Genomic DNA, 23,630 nt, shown 5'->3' with positions numbered 1-23,630 from the left:
TGATTACTTTTATCAATGGATTTTTTCATCTCATTGACTATAGACTGTTTTCTGTCTGGGCGGCAATCAGGGTGGCTGCCCCGTATTTTTCCCTTAAACGCGGTTTCTCAATCTTACCGGTTGGATTGCGCGGGACCTTGTCGAAGATAATCCGGCGCGGACGTTTATAGCGGGGCATTGGTGCACAGAAAACGCTGATATCTTCTTCTGTGCAGATACTTCCCGGTTTGAGTTCGATGATTGCTGCGGTAATCTCACCCAGGCGCGGATCAGGCAGACCAATCACTGCGACATCCTTAATCGACGTATGTGCACGCAGGAAGTCTTCGATCTGAACCGGATAAATATTTTCGCCGCCGCTGATGATCACATCTTTTTTCCTATCGACCAAATATATAAAGCCGGCCTCATCCATCCTGGCCACATCACCGGTCAGCAACCAGCCGTCTTTCAGGGCTACAGCCGTGGCTTCAGGGTCGTTGTAGTAGCATTTCATGACACCCGGACCTTTGACCCTCAGTTCCCCTACCTGACCCTGTTGGACCGGACAGCCGTTTTCGTCAGTAATTTGAACTTCCCACTGATAACCGGGTACCCCAATCGCGCCCACTTTATGGATGTTCTCTAGGCCAAGATGCACACAGCCCGGTCCGATGGACTCACTCAGGCCGTAATTCGTATCGTACAGATGATTTGGAAAATAGTTTTTCCAGCGGCGGATCAGGCTGGGAGGTACCGGCTGGGCCCCTATATGCATCAGGCGCCATTGAGAGAGCTCATAATCCTCCAGCTTAACTTTGCCGCTCTCAATCGCATCCAGGATATCCTGGGCCCATGGAACGAGAAGCCAGGCGATGGTGATTTTTTCCTCGCTGATCGTCTTCAGAATCCACTCCGGTTTGACGCCGCGCAGCAGGACAGCTTTGCTGCCTGAGAGCAGGCTGCCGAACCAGTGCATTTTGGCACCGGTGTGATAAAGCGGCGGTATGCACAGGAAATTGTCGTCACGGGTCTGTCCATGATGGTTTTGTTCCGTATAACAGGCCGACATTAAGCTCCGGTGTGTATGGAGGATGGCTTTCGGGAAGCCGGTCGTCCCGGAAGAAAAGTAGACGGCCGCATCATCATCGTCAGACAGTACAACTTGCGGCACCTCCGAGGAACTGTTCGCTGCCAGCCGGTCGTAATTCTCTGCGAAGGACGGACGGTTTTCACCCGCAAATAAAAGCGTTTTGACTTTAGGGATCTGATCGTAAATCGTTTCCACACGGCCAATAAATTCCGGTCCAAAGATCAACGCAATTGTATCGGACAATTCCAGGCAGTATTTGATTTCTTCAGCTGTGTAGCGAAAATTTAAAGGGACTGCAACGGCGCCGGATTTTAAGATACCGAAGTAAATCGGCAGCCATTCCAGGCAATTCATTAATAAAATGGCGACTTTATCGCCTTTCTTAATGCCTCTTTTCAGAAGCAGATTCGCCATACGGTTCGCTTTCTCGTCAAAAACCCGCCAGGTCATTTCCAGCCGGTATTCCCCTGCCGGATTATTTTCGATCAGTTCATACTCTCTCCAGGTGATTTTATGGCTTTCCTGAAGATCCAGATTAATCTCGGTCAGACATTTCTCCTGTCCGTACAACGCTGCGTTGCGTACCAACAATTCAGTAATGGGCATTGTTTAATCTCCTCCCGTTCTACCATGACAATATTTGTTTGTGATGAAATAAATTGACTTATATAAAACTGTAAATTTAAAATGCAAAATTAATAGCGGTTATCAAAGATGCGGGTCGATTTCTTTTCGCTCCGGGGAAGTTCCCCGATAGCTACGGCTTTCGGGACGACGGAAATCCCAATTTTTGCTTTACAATGCTGTTTGACGTCTTGTTCGAGCTGCTTTTTATCTGCATTGTTTTCGGTCTCAAAGAACAGCGTCATAATATCTTTGCCGCTTAAATGGTCAATCATGACCTGGTATTCACTGCTGGCACCTTCTACTTCGCGCAGAAGCTCGTCAATCTGACCCGGGAAAATATTCACACCCTTGACTTTGACCATATCATCGGTACGGCCGATAATGGTATCGATTCTGGGGTGAGCCAGACCGCAGGCACATTCTCCTGGCAGGAAACGGGTTAAATCATGGGTGCGGTAGCGAATCAGCGGAGCACCTTCCTTCTTTAAGGTCGTGATCACCAGTTCCCCAATTTCGCCTTCCGGTACCTGCTGGCCGGTATGCGGGTCGATAATCTCAAAGTACAGATAATCATCCCAATAATGCATGCCGCATTCGTAATCGCAGCTCATCGCAATGCCCGGTCCGTAAATCTCAGTCAAGCCATAGATATCGTATAATTGAACGCCCAGTTCACCGGCGATGCGTCGGCGCATTTTTTCGCCCCAGCGTTCCGAACCGATGACACCTTTGCGCAGGTGGATTTTGTCCTTGACTCCCCTTTTGGAGATCTCTTCAGCCAGGAGCAAGGCATAGGATGAAGTCGCGCACAAAACGGTACTTTTTAAATCAATCATCATTTGAATTTGTTTATCGGTATTGCCAGGGCCCATCGGAATAACCATGGCCCCTAAAAGCTCAGCTCCGTTCTGAAAGCCGATGCCTGCTGTCCATAAGCCGTAGCCCGGCGTAATATGGACCCGGTCCAGGTTGGTCAAACCGGCTGTTTCATAGCAGCGTTTAAACATGATGGCCCAGTCTTCGACATCCTGCCTTGTATACGGAATAATGACCGGGGTGCCGGTGGTTCCGGAAGAGGAATGAATCCGGACAATCTCACTGTCGGGAACAGCCTGCAGGCCAAGTGGATAAGCTTCTCTCAGATCATCTTTATTGGTAAACGGTAGTTTTTCAAAATCTTCCTGGCTTTGCATGCTCTGAAGTAGTTCGTACCCTGCAAATTTCTTGCTGTAAAAACCGTCGAGACTGCAGAGTTTGGTCAGATTTTTTCTAATCGCTGCAAACTGGGTTTCATTCATCCGTTTCATACACAAATATTCCCCTCTTCTATGTTTTGGGCACCGGCCCGAAGGGCCTGAATGTTCATGTCCAGCAGTTTAGCCGGCAATACGCTTTCCAGAGCAGTTTCCATGTCCGTAAGTGTAAAGCCAAGTACACCGCTGCCTGCTGCTGCACCGAGTAAGGCAGTGTTTAAGACTTTTGGTGAGCCGCAGACAGAACAGACTGCATCGCTATCCACAATATAGAACCGGCTGACACTGTTTTGCAGATAGTCCAGCATCGTCTTCCCCTCATAACCTTCAGCCGAGAGTGAAGCTGTGACCGGTTTAATCGCTTTTTGACTGACAATGACGGTCCCTTGCGGCTTTAAAAAAGGAAGCGCCCGTACAGCTTCCGCGGGTTCAAAGCCTAGCACCAGATCAGCTGTCTTCAATGCTACCAGCGGAGCGTGAATATTTTCACCGATCCTTACATGGCTGACGACGCAGCCACCCCGCTGGGCCATGCCGATCGTCTCCGCTGTACGAACTTTTAAGCCTTTTTGCATCGCGGATTGGGCAATAACTTTGGAAGCCAGGACAATTCCCTGACCGCCTACCCCAGCTAAGATAATATTCATACCGGCTCACCTCCTATCGCAGCAAAAGAACAGACTTGTGTACAGAGTGAGCAACCGTAGCATAAAGCCGAATCAATTTCAGCCTTATCTACTTTCCAGGTAATGGCCGGACAGCCCAATTCTTTGATACAGCGCTTGCAGCCGCTGCATTTTCCGGGATCAACTGTGAATTGCGGCCCTGGTTTGGCTATTGCAATGCACGGATATTCAAAGATCACCGCTGAAACGCCACGCACCGCTGCAGCATCTTGGATGGCAGCGACCGCTTGTTTTAAGTTGAGCGGATTGCATGTCGTAATCTGTTTAACACCCAAGGCTTGAAGGACAGCCGGAATACTAATTTTTTCAGCGATATTTCCCATCATGGTTTTCCCGGTGCCCGGGTGTGGCTGATGACCTGTCATCGCCGTTGTCGAATTGTCGAGAATGATCAATACGATATCGGTTTCATTGTAAACAGCATTAATCACACCGGCAATGCCTGTATGAAAAAAGGTTGAATCACCGATAAATGCAAAATTAACCGTATCCGGTTCAGCGCGGTGCAGTCCCTGGGCAATCGTAATGCCTGCACCCATGCAGAGGCAGGTGTCAACCATCTCCAGCGGACTTGCATTACCAAGTGTATAGCAGCCGATGTCACCGGAAAAGACCGCTTTCTTACCTTTCATGGCTTTTTTCACCGCGTAAAAAGAAGCGCGGTGCGGACAGCCGGCACAGAGTACCGAAGGCCGGACCGGCAGAGCCGGCTGCTCAGGCTGTATAACTTCTACAGTCTGTTGATCCTCTTCAGCTATGCATTCTTCTTTATTGTTTATATCCTCATGTTTAGCATTCAATGTGGAGAGATTTAGACGGCAGTCTTCATCCTGATTAGGCTTCTTTAAGAATTTCGTGATTGCCTTGCGCGCGATTTCAATGCTGTTTTCCCCAGCCTGAGGGGTATGGCCGCTCAGTTTGCCGAAGACTTTGACAGGCAAATGGTATTGGCCGCACAGGAAAATCAATTCTTTTTCAATCACTGGATCCAGTTCTTCGATCACCAGTACTTCATCGAGGCCGCTTAAGAATTCCAGGGCCAGTCTTACCGGAAAAGGATGCGGCGTTGAAACTTTGAAGAGTTTATAGTCAATATCCGAACTATTCTTCTGAACATCGTTTTCGCGTTGACGGCACTCCTTTAGCGCCTGGATCGCTTCACACGTATAAGCATAACTGATGCCGCCTGTGGCAATACCTTTTTTACCGCTGCCGGTTAATATATTGCAGGGATAGGAGGAAAAGTCCGCTTCCAGTATTGGACGTCTGGCTTCAATTTGCAGATGCTTTTCATAAGAAAGGCGAGGAAAAATCGTCCATTTCGGATTTTTGACAAAAGCGCCGGCCGAAGAAGCCGCCTGGGCGGGTTCGAGTACGATAGAGGCGCTGCCATGACAAACACGCGTGGTTGGACGAAATAAGACCGGGGTCTTGTATTCTTCCGAATAGGCAAACGCATCGCCAATCATCTGATAAGCTTCTTCCGGTGAAGATGGGTCAAAGACAGGCAGTTTGGCAAAAGAAGCAAAATGACGGGTATCCTGCTCTGTCTGGGAAGAAATAGGTCCGGGATCATCGGCAACAACGATGACCATTCCCCCCTCTACCCCGATATAAGCGAGGCTCATTAATGGATCGGAGGCAACATTAAGACCAACTTGTTTCATGGTGACCATCGTTCTGAGACCAGCATAGGCTGCACCAGCCGCAACTTCCAGCGCGGATTTTTCATTGACGGACCATTCAACATAAATATTCCCGGGATTCTTCCGGGCGACTGTTTCCAATATTTCAGTGGAAGGCGTGCCTGGATAGCCGGTTACAACCGCAACGCCGGCCCGGATAGCTCCCATGGCAATTGCCTCATTCCCCATTAAGAGTACTTGTTCCATGAATCGTCCTCCTAAAACAGATCAAGACCAATAGACTAATATTGACGAACAAACCAATAAGCTTGCCCTTTAAAGAAAGACAAGCTTTGAAATTGCAAATAACATATTTAAGTATAATTCTTTTTTGGCATGATCGTCAACGACATTACTGTTTTTAAGGCAATTTTTTAAGAATTTTTATCGATTTGCTTCGGTAATGATCTGATTACGCTCCATTGACAGAAGACACTTTATTTTATATAGCTGTTATCCTTCAGAAGGACGTCATGTGAACCGCCTTCCACGATGCTTGTTGCGGATACGAGCGTGAGTTTGGCATTTTTGTGCAGTTCTGGAATCGTCAAAACCCCACAGTTGCTCATGGTTGAACGGACTTTGTTCAGGCTCAGGGTTACGTTGTCTTTTAAACTGCCGGCGTATGGCACATAGGAGTCAACGCCTTCTTCAAAAGAAAGCTTGCCGTCACCGCCGAGATCGTAGCGCTGCCAATTCCTGGCACGGTTAGAGCCTTCTCCCCAGTATTCCTTCATGTAGCTGCCATTGATATTGACTTTGTTCGTCGGGCTCTCATCAAAACGTGAAAAATACCGGCCAAGCATGATAAAATCGGCCCCCATCGCCAGCGCCAGTGTAATATGGTAATCATGGACGATACCGCCATCCGAGCAGACGGGGATATAAATTCCGGTTTCCTTGAAATATTGATCGCGCGCATTGGCAACTTCAATCAACGCGGTAGCCTGTCCGCGGCCTATCCCTTTTTGTTCGCGGGTAATGCAGATCGACCCGCCGCCAATGCCGACTTTGACAAAGTCGGCCCCCGCTTCGGCCAGGAATAAGAATCCCTCGCGGTCCACGACGTTCCCGGCGCCAACCTTTACGGATTCACCGTATTTTTTGCGGATAAAATCGATCGTCCTTTTCTGCCATTCCGAAAAGCCTTCGGAAGAATCAATGCAAAGAACATCTGATCCGGCATTAACCAGCGCAGGCACTCGTTCTTCATAGTCCCTCGTATTAATCCCTGCTCCGACAATATACCTTTTGGAGGCGTCCAGAAGTTCCCTTTCGTATTCTTTATGGGAATCATAGTCTTTGCGGAAGACCAGATACTTAAGGTTTTGGTCTTTATCGATCAAAGGTAAAGCATTCAGCTTATGGTCCCAAATAATATCGTTGGCTTCACTCAGGGTGATCTGATCACTTCCGCAGATCAGATCCTCAAACTTTGTCATGAATTCTTTGACTTTCGTATCTTTGGACATTCTGCTGACGCGGTAATCTCTGGTCGTAACAAGACCCAGCAGCTTACCCGTAGCTGTACCGTCTGAGGTCACCGCCACTGTGGAATGATCCGTTTTGGCTTTCAGGGCCAAAATGTTCGCCAGCGTGCTGTCCGGGGTTATATTGGAATCGCTGGTCACAAAACCTGCCTTATAGTTTTTGACCCGCGCAATCATCTGAGCCTGGGTATCAATCGGCTGAGAACAATAAATAAACGAAATACCGCCTTCTCTGGCCAGAGCAATTGCCATTTTATCGTCCGAAACAGACTGCATGATTGCCGATACCAGAGGAATATTCGTATTAATGGAAGATTCCTCACCTTTTTTGTATTTTACAACGGGAGTCTTCAGACTTACATTTGTCGGGGTACAGTCTGCCGAAGAATACCCGGGTACTAATAAATATTCTCCAAAAGTATGGGAAGGTTCATCAAAATAAGTTGCCATATCAATCTCTCCTTTGTCATTAATAATAATCATTCAAAACATTTTTATTGCATAAAGCTTGTACTTCTTCATTTATATATCAGGCGCCAGCTAAGTCTTCTTTAAAATCAATAACGAAGATATAACCATAAATATTCTTATTCGCTAAATATTATCACATTCCCTTCAAAAATCAAGATGTCAGTAGAAATTCAGACAATTTTAAATGTTAAGCATCGCAAAAAACAAAGGTTAGCAGGATTTCCCTGCCAACAAAGATAGTGTATAGTATTCATAGTATTGATTGTTTAGAAAGGATGACGCCTGTGTACGATAATATTCTTGAGACCATTGGCCATACTCCGCTGGTCCGGATTAACAGATTAAATCCGAAGCCGCACGTTGCGCTGTATGCAAAACTGGAGGGCTTTAATCCGACTGGAAGCATCAAAGACCGCATTGCCTTAAAAATGATCGAGCAAGCCGAAGCGTGTGGCTCGCTTGTCCCCGGCAAGACCATTATTGAACCGACTTCCGGAAACACAGGGATTGGCCTCGCCATGATCGGTGCCGTCAAAGGATATAAGGTAGAAATCGTGATGAGCGAAGCCGTATCTCTGGAGCGCCGCAAAATGATTGAAGCTTTTGGTGCCAGGACAATCCTGACCGACCCATCCGAGGGAACTGACGGAGCGATCCGCAAAGCACACGAGCTCTGCAGGATGTATCCAGAGAAATATTTTATGCCAAACCAATTCTCAAACGAGTACAATAAGCTCGCCCATTATTATACGACTGCGCATGAAATATGGGAGGAGACCCACGGAAAAGTCACTCACTACGTTTCCGCACTTGGTACCTCAGGGACGCTCATGGGTGTTGGCATGGGTCTTAAGGACAAGAATCCTGCGGTTCAAATTATTGAAGCCCACCCTGAAAAGGGCCATTATATTCAGGGTCTTAAAAACATGGAAGAGGCTATTGTACCGGAAATCTATGATCCCAGCAAGATAGACCGGACAGTCATGATTGAATCTGAGGCCGCTTTTGCCATGGCCAGAGCCATCGTTCTCCAGGAAGGCATCTTTGTCGGGATGAGCAGCGGAGCCGCAATGATTGCAGCTTTGGAATGCATCAAAGATATTGAGGAAGGATTGATCGTGGTCCTGTTTGCCGATCGCGGGGAAAAATATCTGAGTACGAATCTATTTAATTTAGCTGAATAAGCAGCAGATATAGGATGTTTGAACCAACACAGCACATGCCTAAGTGTATCAATATATTGTCAAGCGATCAGTTGTGAATCTTCGATACGACAAAATTTCTAAATTTAAAAAATTGTATACGTGTACAATTTCTTGGATTAATGAAATAAAATGATCATCTTTTACGGTATTATCCCTTGCCACGTAGTATTATGGGGTAATACCGATATTATATTGTCTGGTTCTTGAACTGCGTGTCATACAGTTTTTTATAGATCCCGTCCCGTAACAATAAGTCCGCATGTTTTCCTACTTCTGCGATCCGTCCTTTTTCCACGACAAGGATCTGGTCGGCCGCCAGTACCGTGGAAAGCCTGTGGGCAATAATAAAACTTGTCTTCCCTTTCAGCAGCGGAACCATTGCTTTTTGAATGTACAGCTCCGACACCGAATCCAGGGAAGAAGTTGCTTCATCAAAGATAATGATCCGGGGGGTTTTTAAGATGACGCGGGCGATCGAGATCCGCTGCTTCTCCCCTCCTGACAGCTTGATGCCTCTGTTCCCAACCACTGTTTGGTATTTGTCCGGCAGCGTCATGATAAAATCATGGATATAAGCCGCTCTGCAGGCTTCTATCATTTCATCTACCGTGGCATCTTCCCGGGCGTATTTTAGATTTTCTTCAATTGTATCATTAAATAAATAAGGCTCCTGCATCACAATGCCAATTTGTCTGCGCAGTGACTGAAGTGTTAGGTCCCTGATATCTTCTCCGTCAATTTTGACACAGCCGTTCACAACATCGTACAGTCTTGGGATCAGATTGGTAATGGTTGTCTTCCCTGCCCCGCTCGGACCGACCAGCGCGACCATGGTTCCGGACGCAACGGAAAAGTTGATATCCCGAAGAACGGGTATTTTACGGTCATACGAAAAAGAAACGTGTTCAAAGTCAACTTGACCGACAGCCGAGACGATTGTTTTCGCTTTGTCACGGTCCACAATCTCGATCGGCTGATCAAAATAGTCAAAGATCCGCTGAAACAAAGCGAACGAACGGACAACGCTGATATGGATATTTGACAGCTGGGCTGCAGGGGTATAAAGCCTGGCCAACAGCGCTACAAAAGCCACAATTTCCCCGACGGTGATTTCACCCTGCATATAGAGGTAGCCGCCAAAAAAATAGATGAACATCGGCCCGATAAAGGTAAAAATGCTGATGGTCATCGTAAACCATTGCCCGGCTAAAGACTCTTTCATCCGCAGACGGGATTCTTCCCGATTGACTTTTTCGAATTTCGTATAATCCGCTTGTTCTTTTGTAAAAATTTTCATCAAGATCGAACCGCTGATGCTGAACGTCTCCTGTAAGATCTGGTTCACTTCATCGACCTTGGTCTGGGTCTGGGATACAATCTTCCATCTGACTTTGCCGACCTTGCGCGTCGGTATGACAAAAAGCGGAATGATCACGATGCCGACCATCGCCAGCTTCCAGTTCATCGAGATCAGTGCTGCAGCCGTGGCGACAAGCGTCAGGGTACTATTAAGCGTATTGATGATCGTGCTGTTCAGCATTTCCTGGACGCCATTGATATCGCTGTTCATCCGCGTGATGATTTCACCCGGTTTGACCGTCGAGAAAAAACGCAGGGACATATGCTGGATATGGTCAAACATCTGGTTTTTCATCTTATAGATAATATTGCGAGCAATCAGGGTTTTGAGATAATTCTGTCCAACCATCAACAAACCGCTTAAGACAACTGCCCCGATGGCCACCACCATCAGAATCGTCAGGTACTTCATATCATGCTGAGGCAGAGCCTCATCTAAAATACTCCGGGTCGCTAAAGGCGGTACGAGTCCAAGCAGCGCTGAAATGACCAGGGACAGGATGATCACAACGGTTTGTTTCCAGTACGGAATAAAGTACCGGAAGATTCTGGCCAGCATTTTGCCTGTAATATTCGGCATCTCCACTGAATCATCTATAAAACGAACCCTGCCAAGACCCATGTTACCACCCACCCTTCCGATTAATTCTCTATGGGTAGATTAGCACGACTTGGCAGGATTGAAAAGTCCTTAACAAATCTCCTAATACCAGTATTGCGTATACCCGTCCCAATTATCAAATGACATATAGAATGAGTCTCCGTAGTACATTCCACCGCTGAACGCATTCGAGCCATACCTTGTTTGAAGGTCATTCAGCATAGCCTCCAGCCACACAAGATAAGCATTGAAATGATTATCCAGCACGTCGGATTCAGCAGAATCTGTCTCAGGGGTAACCGTAAATACGATAAATGCACTTCCATCATGGGAAGTATCGGTATTACCCTGATAGGTAGTCACGGTAACGGCATATTTTATTGTTTGGCCTGCAATCACGTTTGTGCCGTAGGCATCCTGAATATAAGAAGCCATATTGGAAAAGACACTGTAAATGGCCGGGAGAATTTCCGGCAGCGTTTTATTAATATTCTCCGAGAGCATTGGTCTTAACAGGTTAATCGGAACTGCAAAGTTTAAGTTCTGGCCGCCATAATACACAGCAGCAGTGATACCAATAACTTTCCCCTGATCATCCACCAGCGCCCCGCCGCTTGAACCGGAACTGATCGGAGCAGAAATCTGAATATATGTCGTTCCGTTAATATCTCTGGATTTTGTGCTGATTAAACCGTTAGATATAGTATCCTCCAATCCAAACGGGTTGCCGATCGCATAGATATTATCCCCTGTTTCAATCAGGCTGGAATCACCGAGGGAGACAGCAGTCAATCCTGTCGCACTAATTTTAAGTATGGCCAGATCGGTTGTTTCGTTATAGCTTAAGACCTTTTGGACATCATAGGTTATTCCTGCAGCTGTTTTTACTTTCGCGCTGTACGAACCTTTAATGACATGATAGTTCGTCGCGACTTTGCCGCTGGAATCAACAATAAACCCGCTGCCGCTCCCCAAAGCATTCCCGCTGCTATCATAGGTCTCAATGTAAACGATAGAAGGGCTGACCTTGGCAAAGATCTCTTTGGCGGTTAAGGTCCCTCCCGTTTCAATCCCAAGGTAACTGTTGACCAGGGATGATGAAATTGCAGCTTCCCCACCAAGTATATTCAGCTGTGTAATACTGGAGCTTAGGGCTGATAAGTAATTATTAATGCGGCTGTCCGATGTTTTTCCGGTCAAGATGATCGGTGAGCTCAATTTGGCGGCATAGGATGAGCCTGCCAAGGCATCGGCAAAATTATTACCGGTTGCTAAAAATGTATTGTCAAAGGCATATTCGGACTCAAAAGCTTTCAAAACCGCTAGATTTGTTGCGTAGCGATCGGTGCCTTGAATGCGTGTCGGGCTTGGAAGCGCGTTGACGACTGAATCATTGATCTCAGCAGTATTACCGATCACATAGGTTTGCTGAATACTGTTGTTTGCTACATATTGTTTCAGACTTTCACTGACCGTACTCTTGTCCACCAGGATCATTGGAATTTGTTTTTTGCCGGCGTAGGATGAAACCGAAAGCGCATTCGGATAATCACCCCCGGGAGCGACGACAAGCATTCCGGATGTATTACCGATACGCTTAGCTATCTCAACCGAGGTATAATATCTGTCGCTTCCGGACAGTCGGGTAACTAAGATTCCCATCGACTTCAGCTGGGCTTCAACAGCCGTAGAAACGACAGCTGTTCCACCGACAATATAGACATTCTTTGTGCCGAGCGCAGTCAGCGTGGACTTCGTAACTGCTGTTAGACTGTCTTTTTCCGTCAGTAAGATCGGAGCATTATACTTGGCCGCCAGAGGGGTTGAGGCCAAGGCATCGGGAAAGTTACTTCCGCAGGCGATAATCGCCCACTGTGAACCTCCGGACCAACCTTCTTTGGCAATATTAGCGGCAGTGGTATATCGTGTATCCCCAGAAATCCGATGCGTAGAGATCGCGGATAATGCCAAAGCATCAGGGACAAATGCGCCCAGACATAAGATTAAAGTCAACGATACAAAAATGCATCGCTTTGCGTACATTTTCACTTTTTATCTCCTTTCACCTTACAGCTGATTATATCCTTACATAATCCTCTATATGAAAGTGATTCTACCGTTATATTATATCATACCATTATTTACCGAAAAATAACGATCATAATTCTTTTTTTAAGCAGAAAATATGCAAAGAAATTTTGCGAGCATACCTGTGAGGCTCAAAAGGTTATCGGCTTAAACCGGAAGCCCAATGGATGGGATGAATCAAGATATAAAACGGGCCGGCGCTGCTTTCTTCGAGTTTTGGGTAAGGAAATGGTTCCCAGATACCGCCTGAATCGCTCATATAAGTGAAGTGTTGGATTATGGGTCCATAGGCAGTACCGATAATACCATAATTGTGCGGATCTTCCCCGGCCATAATTGCCTGATAATTCGTAACGCCAAGCCTAATATTCTCTTCTGCCCCGTGGGAAGCAATGGTATATACTTTTCCAAATTGCTGTCGGAAATGAGCAATTTCCGACTTTAATCGTCTTTGCAACTCTTGTTTGACAGCCGGCGTTATATCCTGCGCAGATTTGAGATGATATTGCAGGGAATAATCCGCCAAAGTCTCGTAATGCAGCCCAACTTCATGTCCTAGCGCCCTTACTTCTTTGAGAACTTCAGGATCAGCGGTGCCCCAACGAAAATAATAGGTACTTTTGACTCCTCTGAGATGTTCAATCTTTGCCATAGCTAAGGCATCCTCAGCGGATACATCCACATCATGCCTTAAAACAATAGTTTTCTTGGTAATCGGAACATGGTTATAGTAATCCATAACCCTTATAGGTTTGTAGCCAAGTAAGATAATTTCATCTAGAAATCCTTCATAGTTTTTTTGGTCCACCGGCAATATGATCTGTTTAATCGAAGCAGTTTCTGGCCGAAGTGTTAAATAGCGTATTGAGCTCACATGTCCGGGGTTTTTCGCCACAACCACATATTTTCCTGCTGAAAGCCTTTTCTTAACCGGTGTTTTGCCAATGTACGTGTTATTGACATAGATTGGGATTCCCTGCGTCGTCGAATCGGTCTTGATGTCAAGATAATAGCTATCCAAGCCTGTTTGAACCGTAATTTCTTGGGCTTTCTCATCCAAAGTCACAATAGCCCCTATCTTTTCTAAATAATCACGGAAATAGAAAATAGTGTCCTGACTGAATAAGTGATTCGGAGTATGAAATTTAATGATATTAACTGGGATGAATAATTTTCCGGCCATTAGAACAACTGCCAGCAAAAGTATGCCAACGATGGCTATCTGGGACTGTCGTGTAACGTTTAATTTCATATTCGCAGCTTTCCCCTGTCGTTCTTAAAAATATGTACCTGTCCATTTCTCAGAAAAAACATATGGCTTAAGACAAAATCATTTGTGAATTATCTTACAATATGATAATACGTATTATTTTTCATTATGTAAATATAAACTTTTCGGCTTCTAAAATAGGTTGACTGTATGATGCTGTGGAAAATTAACGAGCAGAACTTTATAATAAATACAACCAATTATTTGATTTGAGGTAGTTATGAACAGAAAATCTTATGTTACCCGCATGCCTGATAAGACAGGAGCTTTCCTGCTCGCTTCCAAAATCATTGCCAAATACTGTGGCAATATTGTCCGCGTGAGCTACAATAAAGCGGTCGATCTTCACATGCTTTTTCTGGATGTTGAGGCAACAGCAGAAAACCATCAAAAGATCGCCAAAGAACTTGAAACAGTCGGCTACTTGAAAAATGAAATTTCTGAAACACGTGTCATTGAGGTCAATATCAAAATCCCGGATCAGCCTGGTGCCGTACTGCCTGTGCTGAAAATCCTGGATCTCTATAATATTAATATTTCGTATTTGAACTCGAGTGCCAACGGTACACCCTATCAGGATTTCAAAATGGGCCTGCTGATCGAAAATCCGGATATGATTAAAATGTTGCTCGATGATATCAGCGTAGTTTATCAGATTGATATCATCGAATATGACGATTTTGAAAAGAATTTGGACAATACGATTTTCTATATCCGCCTGGCGAATGAAATGCAGCATATCCTTTCCTTAAGCACAGAGCAAACCATGGAATTCATCTCCGAATCCAACCGAATCCTCCAGATGCTGCAGGAAACCGGTGAGAGCCCCAAAAAAGTCTTTGGCTATATCCGTCGTTTTGCGTATTTTATCAGCAAGTACCGCGGCAGCCATTTCAGCGCCGACATCGATCAGGTCCAGATTAGCGAACAGGTCACACTGTACAGCATTCAGCCGCCCTGTGGCAGCAACACCTATGTGCTTGCTTCAGCTGAAGAACTTGTTTTGGTTGATACCGGCTATGCAATCTATGCCGAAGAAATGTTCAAGATATTCAAGGTACTTTTCCCGGCCTGGGATACGCTGATTAAACGCGTCTTTATCACCCATGCCGATGTCGATCACTGCGGCCTGCTCTCCAAACTGGAAGGCATACGTATCGGCTTAAACCAAAAGAGTGCCGACAGTCTACGATGCCAAGCCGCCGGAATGCCCGACTACCGTGAAAACAGTGATCTGGGCTGGGGCTACAGCAAGCTCAGCCGGATCATCTCCGGCTATTCCCCGCCAAATCCCGGGCAGTTCGAGGTACTCGACGCCGACTCCCCGACCCCGGCACCCGAAGAACACCAAGAACTGATCCCTATCGCGAAATTCACCGTTGCGGATCTGAAATTTCAGGTTTTCGAAGGCAGCGGTGGCCATCTTTACGGTGAGATGATCTTTGTCTGCGAAGAATACGGTCTGGCATTTACCGGAGATAACCTCGTGAATATCAGCGGCTTCTCCGAGGAAAGAGCCGCGTTCAATTCCCTGGCACCTTACCTGATGCGGAGTGTGAACATCGACTCGCCAAAAGCAACCGAGATGCGCAGACAGATCATGAAGCTGCTGGGAGAATTAGAAGACAAAAATAAAAAGCCCTGCCTTGTCTGCTGTGGGCATGGACCCTTATCGGCACTGGAAAACGGGGAGCTTAAGGCTCTACAAAAGGCCAGGTTAAAACAGCCTCTAACTTGGTATTCACGCCAAATTTCAGGAGGATAATATTGATTCGTTCACTGAGAACACGAATCGACACGCCTAAAATGGAAGCTATCTCCTTATTGGACAACCTCTTGGTCAATAATCTCATGATTTCCTTTTCTTCAGGAGTTAATATATTTTTAAGAATTTCCACAGGCTTGACTGGAAAGTGCATTTCATCAATATCTATCTGAATTTTTGGAAAGGCTAAAGGACTTTGAAAAAAGTACGTTCTGCCATCCATGACCTTTAGAATGGCCTGGACCACTTCCCGGATATGCAAATCCTTTATGATTACCCCCTGGGCCCCTTTACTCTTTGCTGCAATGACATACCCTTCCTGATTAAATTCAGTCATCAAAATGATTTTTACTGTGGGCGCAATTCGTTGGATTTGTTCGATCAAAGAGATTCCGTTGCTATCATTCAGATGGATATCCAGCAATACGACATCAGGCGGAGATTGACGGACAAAATCAAGGCATTCTTCCCCATTTTTTACAATCCCAACTGTTTCAATTTGCGGCTCCATGGAAAAAAGGAATTTGGTATTCTCCGCAAAAGGCCCGTGACTGTCAACAATTAAAACTTTAACGTTCATTTAACCCACCTAACTATCTCAATTTTTGAAATATATCAACGAATTACTCCGTCAATCGCAGTATTTCTTGAAACGCAATATTTTACATGAATTTCGCCAGTGCTATCCAAAACTCACCCTATCATAACTCGCTGGGTCTATGCCCTTACATTCCTTCGTTCTGTTTATGGATAAAAGCGGAGATAGCGTTTAAGCTTTAATGCTGGGTCATGCCCTAATGGAGGTGATCTCCTTATCTCCGCTTTATCGGCGTGATTTCATGTTTCTTGCTTTGCTGTAACATAGCCACTTGCCTTGTCGGATGTCATGGGCGGCGCAGCCGTTTATATACCCTTGACATCTAGCACGTAACCAAAACCCTTGTAATGGGCTGTTTAAGCCGTATTTAGGCTTAAGCAGCTTGACTGCCAATTTGGTTCTTTCTGTATTCCCCAAGCACTAATTCTGCCTTGTATTCGGTTTGCTTTTTTACCAGATTGTATATTACTGTTATTACTTTTTTGGAAATAACAACAAGTGCTTGCTTCTTCTTAAGCGGATTGGTTTCACGCGTTTTCAGGTATTGGTAAAGTTCTTTCATTTCTTTGTTTACCGCAACCATTGTCATGTCCATCAGGTATAAAATACTCCTTAAGTTTTTTCTTCCGCGCTTGGAGATTGCTGTTCCGCTTCTACTCTTGCCAGAGCTGTCTTCAACAAGGTTGTATCCGGCCATTTTGCTTATCTGACGCGGATGGTTAAATCTCATCGGATCGCCTATCTCGCCTAAAAAACTTGCTGCGGTGACCACGCCTATGCCGGGGATGCTGAGAATTATTTCGCCGATTCCTGTCGCAGCCAGGGCCAGTTCCATTGTGTTTTCCACTTGTTCGAGCTGCTTTGTTAATAATTCCAATTCCTCAATCATCAACTCTAATTTCAACTTTGACGACGCTGTTCCATAACTCACGCCTATGGAGTTTTGGGCTGCTTCTACAAGTTGCTGAGCCTTCTTCCTGCCTACTGTCTTTTTGACGACTTTCTTTATCTCGACAAGTACTCCCTCAACTCCCAATTCAAGTATCAGCGAAGGGAATGGACAGGTCTTTAATATCTGCATGGACGCTTTCCCATTTAATGGACTTTTGAATACGAGTTTCATTTCAGGAAAGTATTCATCCATGACTGCTGTTATGGTATTTTTTAAAGCGTTATGCCGCTTCATCAGGCTGATCCTGGCGTTTGCCAACACTCTTAGTTCCGCGAATATATCCTGAGGCATATATACTTCGTAATACCTGCCGTCACGCACAAGTTTCGCTATAGTTAGAGCGTCTTTCTTATCACTCTTGGTCTGGCTGTTGTCATCCAGCTCTTTGGCCTTTTTGGTGTGATAGGGATTAACCATGACTACTTTTACTTCATGCATCAACAGATAGTTAGCCAGCGGCTTCCAGTAGTGCCCTGTGGGTTCCATTCCTACGATTACGTCGTCAAGTCTTTTGTTCTTGCAAATCACTTCAATGCTTGCTAAGATAGTTTCGAAGCCGGTTTTATCGTTCTGGAATTTCAGGGCTTTACCCAATTCTATGCCCCGATAATCTACGAACCGGGCCCACTGCGTTTCTTTGGCAATGTCGACTCCTACTATCAGTGTTTTAGGTGTTATTGCTTCTAGTTTTTGATTGTTACGGTTCTTCATCTGTTTACATCCCCCTGATTCTCTGTGATTTTTGTGCGTTTGTCAGGCACACATAAAATCATAGCAGGGGGTTGTTTATTTCTCAAAGATCATTTTCATTCATTACAGGAATGCTTCAATTGTATCTTAATATACCGGAATCGTAGCTTTAAGCGTTGTACCTCTCTGAAAGCCGGAACTGATCAGCATTTGTCCCCCTAGGCTCTCAATACGTTCTTTCATGATTGCTAAACCGAAATGTGCCCCGCCTAACGATCCTTTTTCAAGTTGATCAGGATCGAAACCTTGTCCATTATCCTTCACCGTTAATTCTAATTTATCTCCACTTAGTTCAACACGGACTGTCTGCTTCTTTGAACCGGAATAACGCAGTGAATTGATTATTGCTTTTTGTATAAAGCGGTAAGCGGCTATTTCGACGTCTTCTGAAAAATGATCATTTAACTCAATACCTTCTGTTTCCAGTATGATGAAATTTGGTTCCTTCAGCATAATATCCTGAAACAGCGATTGTATGGCAGGAATTAAACCCAAATCCGATAAAACTGGCGGACGCAAATTGTGAACCGTTTGATTCAGATCATAGTTCAGATCATTGATTTGATTTCTGATCCAGGAAACCACCTGTTGGGTCGTATCATCACCGAGATTTTCTTTTTCCAATATTTTCAGCAGGCGGCTGATATCCAGAACACTCTGTACCGGGCCATCCAATATTTCTTTGGACAAACTTCCTTTGCCTCGTTCAATCATTCGGATTAAGGAATTGGTAATACACTGAAGTTCCCGGTTTCTTTTTTGCGAGCTCCAGGATGTTAGCGTCAAGGCATTAATATCCTTGGTCAAGTTGTCGATAATCAGCAGCATCAGCACTTCGTAGGCCAGCTGACCGGCAAGCAAAGTAAGAAAAGGTAATTCAGACTTTTCAAATTTAATATGGGAATAGCGGTGCCCAAAGAAAATGCCGCAAGTGGAATTTTGGGAAACAAACGGCACAAAAATCTCAGCGGGACAATCATCCGAAAGAAATCTTGCTTCCAAATCTTGTTTTTGGTTTCGACTAAAATACGCTTCTAATTCGGACTGTTCTTGACGGTTTTTTCTAAACCGGCCGACCGCTTTTCTCAAACAGCCGGTCTGTTCATTTTCAACAATGATGAACACCCCGTCAATTCCTAACGTTTTGACAGCTTCTTCAAAAACATGGTCTTCAGAGATAAGGGAGGTCATGCTTTTGTTTAACTCCGCAACCCTTTGTTTCAAGCCGATATTTGTTTGGAAAAAGCTAAGCCTTTCCAATAATTTGCTGATAATTAGCCGAATAAAATAAAGACAAACAAAAAACAGCAGGGATAGGAAAAACGCAGATAAATAAAATTCGATATTAATAGTATTGATAATTTTACAAAAGTAAAGAACGTACAAGGCAATTAAACTAATAAAAATTATTGTAAGGAAATTGGTAATTATTATTTTATACAACCTTCGGCTGTCCGGCAAATACTTGTTAACAATCGCATAATATAAAGAGACTGGCACGGCAGAAACAAAGATGGTACTAATCTCAGTGTAACCCAGCTTGTGCATATTAAAAATTGTTGGAAGGGCTATTAATACTACGCTCGGTGAAAAACCAATCACCATTCCGGTTAGGACAATCCCTGCTTCATTTTTTTCCGGCCGGTCTTTGTGTAGCCTCATGACTTGGACTAGGTTCCATACCGAAATAAGAATTCCGATAAGCATATTGGACAATGCCAGTTTTCTGATAAAACTCGCAAGATGGACTAACCCCAAAGACTGTAGGACAGTCAGGATAAGAATAATCGCAGATAGAATAACAGCGATTTTACAGCTGTATGTATTGATCCAATTTTTATTGAGAACAGGAAAAATGGAAAAAAAAGCAATCAACAATACAGGTGCTGCCGAAAACGCTATATACTCCAATTCTTTAGCGAAAAACAGACAACGGCCGGAAGCGTAGGTAAGAAGAATCACCAAGCCAAACAACCATAGCAGCCAGAATAAAGTACGGGCCTGTCGCAGAAAAGGGCGTTTAATCCAGGTCAAAAAACCTAAAAGCCAAAAAATGAACCCTAAAAGAAACGTAGGGCTTTCGCTCATAACTGTGAGTAAATCAAAGTGTTTGGGTATTATAATCTCCAGAGCTGAAAGTTCACCCTGCTTACAAAATTCAATCGAGGAAGTGCCTTCCATTAGATTCCATTTTTGAACTATATCGTATTCCCCTGGGTCCCCCCCGTTAATTTTCAGGATCTGGTCCCCCAGCTCAATACCGGAGCGATAGCCTTCTCCGTGGGTATCGCAAAATGTTATCAGCCATTGACCATTGACGTTCTCTAAATTTAGCCCAATGTAAGGTTGCTGTAGGCAAGCAGAAAAATAAACCAGCCCCAACACAATAAAGACGATACTCGCAATATAATAAATTTGCCGGTTAATGAATCTACCCCACAAGATTGATCATCTTCTCCTTCTGTTTTTCCGGAACAGGAATGGTCTCTAGAATTTCCCGAGCTTTTTGACGGTAAATTTCAAACATTACGGAGCAGTACTGGGCAACCCCTTCTTCGGTAGCTATCTGCTTTAACAGATGTTTTTCTTTATCTCTAAACGCTTGTGATTCTCCGGTGTAACATTGTGTTAAACGCTTAAACTGTCCGGCTGTTTCACCCTTGAGTGTATGACATAAATACACATACGGCAGGGTTTTCTTATTGCTAACAAAATCTTTCTTTTTTTCAAAATCCAGAAAATCATTGAGATCGTTACGGATTTGGTTCATAATCCCGAAGTTGAGACCAAACTTGGCCATGGACTCTGCAAGCGTTTCCGTGGCATTTCCAAGGATGGCCCCAATTTTACAAGCACAAGCAGTTATACTGCCGGACTTTTGCCTTACCATATCAAAGTATTGTTCCAGCGATACCCGCTGGCTGTCAGTATAGAGAAACTCCAGGAACTGCCCGTTACTGGCCGTGGTTCCCATACGCTGCAGCGCTGTGCAGACTTCCCTGTAAATCCTATCATCCGGTATTGCGGCTATAGCCTCAAAACTCAGCATTAAAAGACAATTGGCCAAGTTAATGGCATTGGCCTCAGGGATCTGACGCCAGGGCAAATCATCATGATCCTTGTCCTGTATATCATCAAAAATATCCGCTGCCAGGGCAAATAACTCCATACTTATGGCCCCTGGCAGCGCAGTCTCCGTATCCCCGCCTATACACTCACAGCACATACTGGTCAAATGAGCCCACCTAAACAACTCACCCGTTGGGCTGTCGGCATTTAGCGAAGCTTGGATTATTCGGCCCATTTCCAAACACAGTCCGGATGACCTTAAGATTCTTACAATTTCGGCATCAATAACTTGATCGGGCTGAAGGATCATGGCTTATTACCACGTCTCAAGGATACCAACTTCAATTGCCACAGTACCCCCGGATACTTCGCATCGGGAAAAAACATTTTGTATGACAGAGAGCTCACTGGTTTTTACAGCATTTTTACCATACTTGTCATCCTTGGTCATTAAATTCTTGGGATTTTTGACACATTCATGAACCAAATTAGCAATACCTTCATAGTTCATCTTAAAAAACCCCTTTCATAATAAAAAAATTTACCGTTTGTCTTACTGAAAGTAGTCTTTAGTCAAAGTTCTCATTCATTTCTGGTACATTTCCCTCAGCTTGATCAATTATAAGGAGAATTCTTCAAATAGCGCCAGATTCCTTCAGCGAATAATAGAATGTTTTGTCGAATTTTACATTTTATCCCATACAGTTCAAAAAATAAAAGCCCTGCCCCGACTGCGGTGGGCATGGGCCTCCTAAAACTCATCATAGGAATTGCAAAAAAATACTTGTAAAAATGTATATATTGGGAATACTAATCTCAAACATTTATAAAGAGGTAGTACGAAAGATGAAATACGATAAACCAACTTTAGCTATGTTTATGGGAGCTTTATCCACGATTCCCTATGAAATCGTGACAAGAATCCTCATGACTTTTGGGTTTGCCAAGTATAGTGTATATCAGCTTACTAGCTTTATGATAACATTGGACAGGCCTAATGCTATCCTGGGAGCGATATATTCCATCATATTAGGTTGTGTATTATCTCTTGTTTTTTACTACGCACTTAAATTCTTAAATCATGACTATTTTATAGTCAAAAGTATTGGCATTAGTTTATTAAACTGGTTAACATTAGAAGTCATTTTCATGTGGCTTATTGAAGGGCGTAACTTTATTCCGCCTAGACCGATCAATGATTATTATTCAGAAATGATCGGTTCAATTGTGTTTGGGATTACGCTAGGACTACTGTTTCGCTATTATTTATTTAAAGGTTATAAGAAAAGCACATCATAGGAACATTTTGCAATCACATTTGCAAAAAATCTTCAATACATAGCATCACCTGTTCAGCCGTCGGACTTAGAAGGATCAAATGACCGCCTTTTGGGAAATACCTAATCTTTTTCTTGTCCGACGACACATGTTTATTGATATAATCCACACTCTTTCTTCTTACAGTATCATCATCTTCAGCCTGAATAATTAGGATTGGACAATTTATTTCCTTTAATTTTGGCTTTGTTTGGTGTAGTAATAACAAAAATTGGATCATAGACAAAAACGGTGAGATCTTTTTTGCTTGTAAATATCTCTTGATATGGTTAGGCTTCTTGTTCTTCATATCATCCGCAATATTACGAAACACTTGGTATATATTCCAATAAAAGATGGGGGTATTGATTGTCACAATACCCTTAATATCATGTTTACAAGCAAGATTAAATGCAATCAGCCCTCCCATGGAGAACCCTATCAGCAGAATTTCTTCCCCAATTTCTTTCAATCTTAAAAGTTCACGTTCAGCAGAATCTATCCAGTCCATGTAAGTTGATTTTTTCATTTCATGTCTGGTTGTTGAATGGCCTTTTAATATAGGACAAACAACATCATAACCAAGAGCAGTCAAATATTCGGCCAAAGGCTTCACTTCGTGTACCCCGCCACCAAACCCATGAATGATTAGGCATTTCGTTTTCTTATTATCCATAGAGCTCACCTATCATTGCCCCTATTTTTACCTGTCACATTTATGATATATATCGATATCTTTATTATGTTCCAAAATTATAAGAAAATCATCACAGTAATCTTGAAGCGATACAGAGTAACCATTATTTTTTATATTTCTCTTTTTTAGCGATCGTTCCTCTTCAATCTTATATAAACTTGCAGAAAAATACCCGCCGGTTCAAAACCCGCGGGCATCTTTGGAATTCCGGGAACTACTCTACTCTTACGGCGGTTCCGGAAGTGCTGACCATCAGCATGCTGCCGTTGGCTCTTAATCCAGGTCGATGCCGACTACGGCATTAGCTCCCATCTGGAACGCCCGGTCTTCCATTTCTCGCAAGGCGATATTGCGGGCTTCCTGCAGTTTCTCTTCATAGGTGCCGGAACGACCGCCGATCACATCGGTGATACTCGCAAAAATATCGCGGACAATATTGGCTCCCATAATGGCTTCTCCGGTAATCACCCCGTAATATTCGGTGATCCTGCGTCCTTCTACGGACGGTGTCGTTGTTAAAATCATGTTGGTTTCCTCCATTAAGTTAATAACTCAACTTTCCCACCCTGTCGGGTAGGTTGAAACCTTGAAAGTCTTTGAAAGTATGGTTAAATACAACAAGGAAACCACCAAATCTGGTATAATGAGAATAACCACAAACCCAATAATACCAGT

At 44.2% G+C, this 23,630-nt stretch carries 17 protein-coding genes and 1 pseudogene; 3 read left to right on the top strand and 15 right to left on the bottom strand.

The features are described 5' to 3' along the window. Positions 1-37: 37 nt before the first annotated feature. The 5 genes from OKX56_RS11815 to OKX56_RS11795 all read right to left on the bottom strand — a co-directional run bounded on the left by OKX56_RS11815 (position 38) and on the right by OKX56_RS11795 (position 7,263). Complete coding sequence (locus tag OKX56_RS11815) at positions 38-1,678, bottom strand: class I adenylate-forming enzyme family protein (RefSeq protein ID WP_019225415.1); 1,641 nt, start codon at positions 1,676-1,678, stop codon at positions 38-40. Between the two features lie 89 nt (positions 1,679-1,767). Then, entirely contained in the window at positions 1,768-3,006 is a 1,239-nt protein-coding gene (locus tag OKX56_RS11810; RefSeq protein WP_019225416.1) for a phenylacetate--CoA ligase family protein, read from the bottom strand. Then, positions 3,003-3,599 carry an indolepyruvate oxidoreductase subunit beta gene (locus tag OKX56_RS11805; protein WP_019225417.1) on the bottom strand — a complete coding sequence of 199 codons (597 nt, stop codon included), beginning with the start codon at positions 3,597-3,599 and terminating at the stop codon, positions 3,003-3,005. The genes OKX56_RS11810 and OKX56_RS11805 overlap by 4 nt, the downstream gene beginning before the upstream one ends. Then, positions 3,596-5,530 carry an indolepyruvate ferredoxin oxidoreductase subunit alpha gene (gene iorA / locus OKX56_RS11800; RefSeq protein ID WP_019225418.1) on the bottom strand — a complete coding sequence of 645 codons (1,935 nt, stop codon included), beginning with the start codon at positions 5,528-5,530 and terminating at the stop codon, positions 3,596-3,598. The genes OKX56_RS11805 and iorA overlap by 4 nt, the downstream gene beginning before the upstream one ends. A 230-nt stretch (positions 5,531-5,760) precedes the next feature. Further along, a complete protein-coding gene (locus OKX56_RS11795) occupies positions 5,761-7,263 on the bottom strand; it encodes an IMP dehydrogenase (RefSeq protein ID WP_019225419.1) in 1,503 nt (500 codons plus the stop codon). Positions 7,264-7,568: 305 nt separating this feature from the next. On the opposite strand from OKX56_RS11795, the gene OKX56_RS11790 reads away from it, so the two are divergent. Further along, positions 7,569-8,468 carry a PLP-dependent cysteine synthase family protein gene (locus OKX56_RS11790; protein ID WP_019226867.1) on the top strand — a complete coding sequence of 300 codons (900 nt, stop codon included), beginning with the start codon at positions 7,569-7,571 and terminating at the stop codon, positions 8,466-8,468. Positions 8,469-8,676: 208 nt separating this feature from the next. On the opposite strand, the gene OKX56_RS11785 is transcribed toward OKX56_RS11790, so the two are convergent. The 3 genes from OKX56_RS11785 to OKX56_RS11775 form a co-directional block, all read right to left on the bottom strand. Beyond that, positions 8,677-10,470 carry an ABC transporter ATP-binding protein gene (locus tag OKX56_RS11785; protein WP_025205688.1) on the bottom strand — a complete coding sequence of 598 codons (1,794 nt, stop codon included), beginning with the start codon at positions 10,468-10,470 and terminating at the stop codon, positions 8,677-8,679. 81 nt (positions 10,471-10,551) lie between these two features. Continuing rightward, positions 10,552-12,492, bottom strand: a complete 1,941-nt coding sequence (locus OKX56_RS11780) for a cell wall-binding repeat-containing protein (protein ID WP_242837085.1) — start codon at positions 12,490-12,492, stop codon at positions 10,552-10,554. A gap of 184 nt (positions 12,493-12,676) precedes the next feature. Then, the gene (locus tag OKX56_RS11775; protein ID WP_019226864.1) at positions 12,677-13,789 is read right to left on the bottom strand and encodes a PEGA domain-containing protein; all 1,113 of its coding nucleotides are present in this window, start codon (positions 13,787-13,789) and stop codon (positions 12,677-12,679) included. A gap of 238 nt (positions 13,790-14,027) precedes the next feature. Here OKX56_RS11775 and OKX56_RS11770 point away from each other — a divergent pair, with 238 nt between their 5' ends. Beyond that, complete coding sequence (locus tag OKX56_RS11770) at positions 14,028-15,572, top strand: MBL fold metallo-hydrolase (RefSeq protein ID WP_019226863.1); 1,545 nt, start codon at positions 14,028-14,030, stop codon at positions 15,570-15,572. On the opposite strand, the gene OKX56_RS11765 is transcribed toward OKX56_RS11770, so the two are convergent. The 5 genes from OKX56_RS11765 to OKX56_RS11745 form a co-directional block, all read right to left on the bottom strand. Then, positions 15,502-16,152 carry a response regulator transcription factor gene (locus tag OKX56_RS11765; RefSeq protein ID WP_019226862.1) on the bottom strand — a complete coding sequence of 217 codons (651 nt, stop codon included), beginning with the start codon at positions 16,150-16,152 and terminating at the stop codon, positions 15,502-15,504. The genes OKX56_RS11770 and OKX56_RS11765 overlap by 71 nt on opposite strands. Positions 16,153-16,543: 391 nt before the next feature. Further along, the gene (locus OKX56_RS11760; protein ID WP_019226861.1) at positions 16,544-17,833 is read right to left on the bottom strand and encodes an IS110 family RNA-guided transposase; all 1,290 of its coding nucleotides are present in this window, start codon (positions 17,831-17,833) and stop codon (positions 16,544-16,546) included. A 126-nt stretch (positions 17,834-17,959) separates the two neighbouring features. Then, complete coding sequence (locus OKX56_RS11755; RefSeq protein ID WP_019226860.1) at positions 17,960-20,314, bottom strand: sensor histidine kinase; 2,355 nt, start codon at positions 20,312-20,314, stop codon at positions 17,960-17,962. Continuing rightward, entirely contained in the window at positions 20,304-21,251 is a 948-nt protein-coding gene (locus tag OKX56_RS11750) for a polyprenyl synthetase family protein (protein WP_019226859.1), read from the bottom strand. The genes OKX56_RS11755 and OKX56_RS11750 overlap by 11 nt, the downstream gene beginning before the upstream one ends. A gap of 6 nt (positions 21,252-21,257) precedes the next feature. Beyond that, positions 21,258-21,452, bottom strand: a complete 195-nt coding sequence (locus tag OKX56_RS11745) for a hypothetical protein (protein ID WP_019226858.1) — start codon at positions 21,450-21,452, stop codon at positions 21,258-21,260. A 335-nt stretch (positions 21,453-21,787) separates the two neighbouring features. Here OKX56_RS11745 and OKX56_RS11740 point away from each other — a divergent pair, with 335 nt between their 5' ends. After that, entirely contained in the window at positions 21,788-22,240 is a 453-nt protein-coding gene (locus OKX56_RS11740) for a hypothetical protein (protein WP_019226856.1), read from the top strand. Positions 22,241-22,253: 13 nt separating this feature from the next. Here the strand turns inward: OKX56_RS11740 and OKX56_RS11735 are convergent, their stop codons facing one another. Both OKX56_RS11735 and OKX56_RS11730 read right to left on the bottom strand, forming a co-directional pair. Continuing rightward, a complete protein-coding gene (locus OKX56_RS11735; protein ID WP_019226855.1) occupies positions 22,254-22,934 on the bottom strand; it encodes an alpha/beta hydrolase in 681 nt (226 codons plus the stop codon). A gap of 235 nt (positions 22,935-23,169) precedes the next feature. Beyond that, a pseudogene (locus OKX56_RS11730) lies at positions 23,170-23,480 on the bottom strand (heavy metal-binding domain-containing protein). Between the last annotated feature and the right edge of the window lie 150 nt (positions 23,481-23,630).

The organism is Dehalobacter sp. (assembly GCF_030063005.1).
GTDB classification, from domain to species: Bacteria; Bacillota; Desulfitobacteriia; order Desulfitobacteriales; family Syntrophobotulaceae; genus Dehalobacter; species Dehalobacter restrictus.
This window is presented reverse-complemented; position numbering and strand designations above follow the sequence as displayed.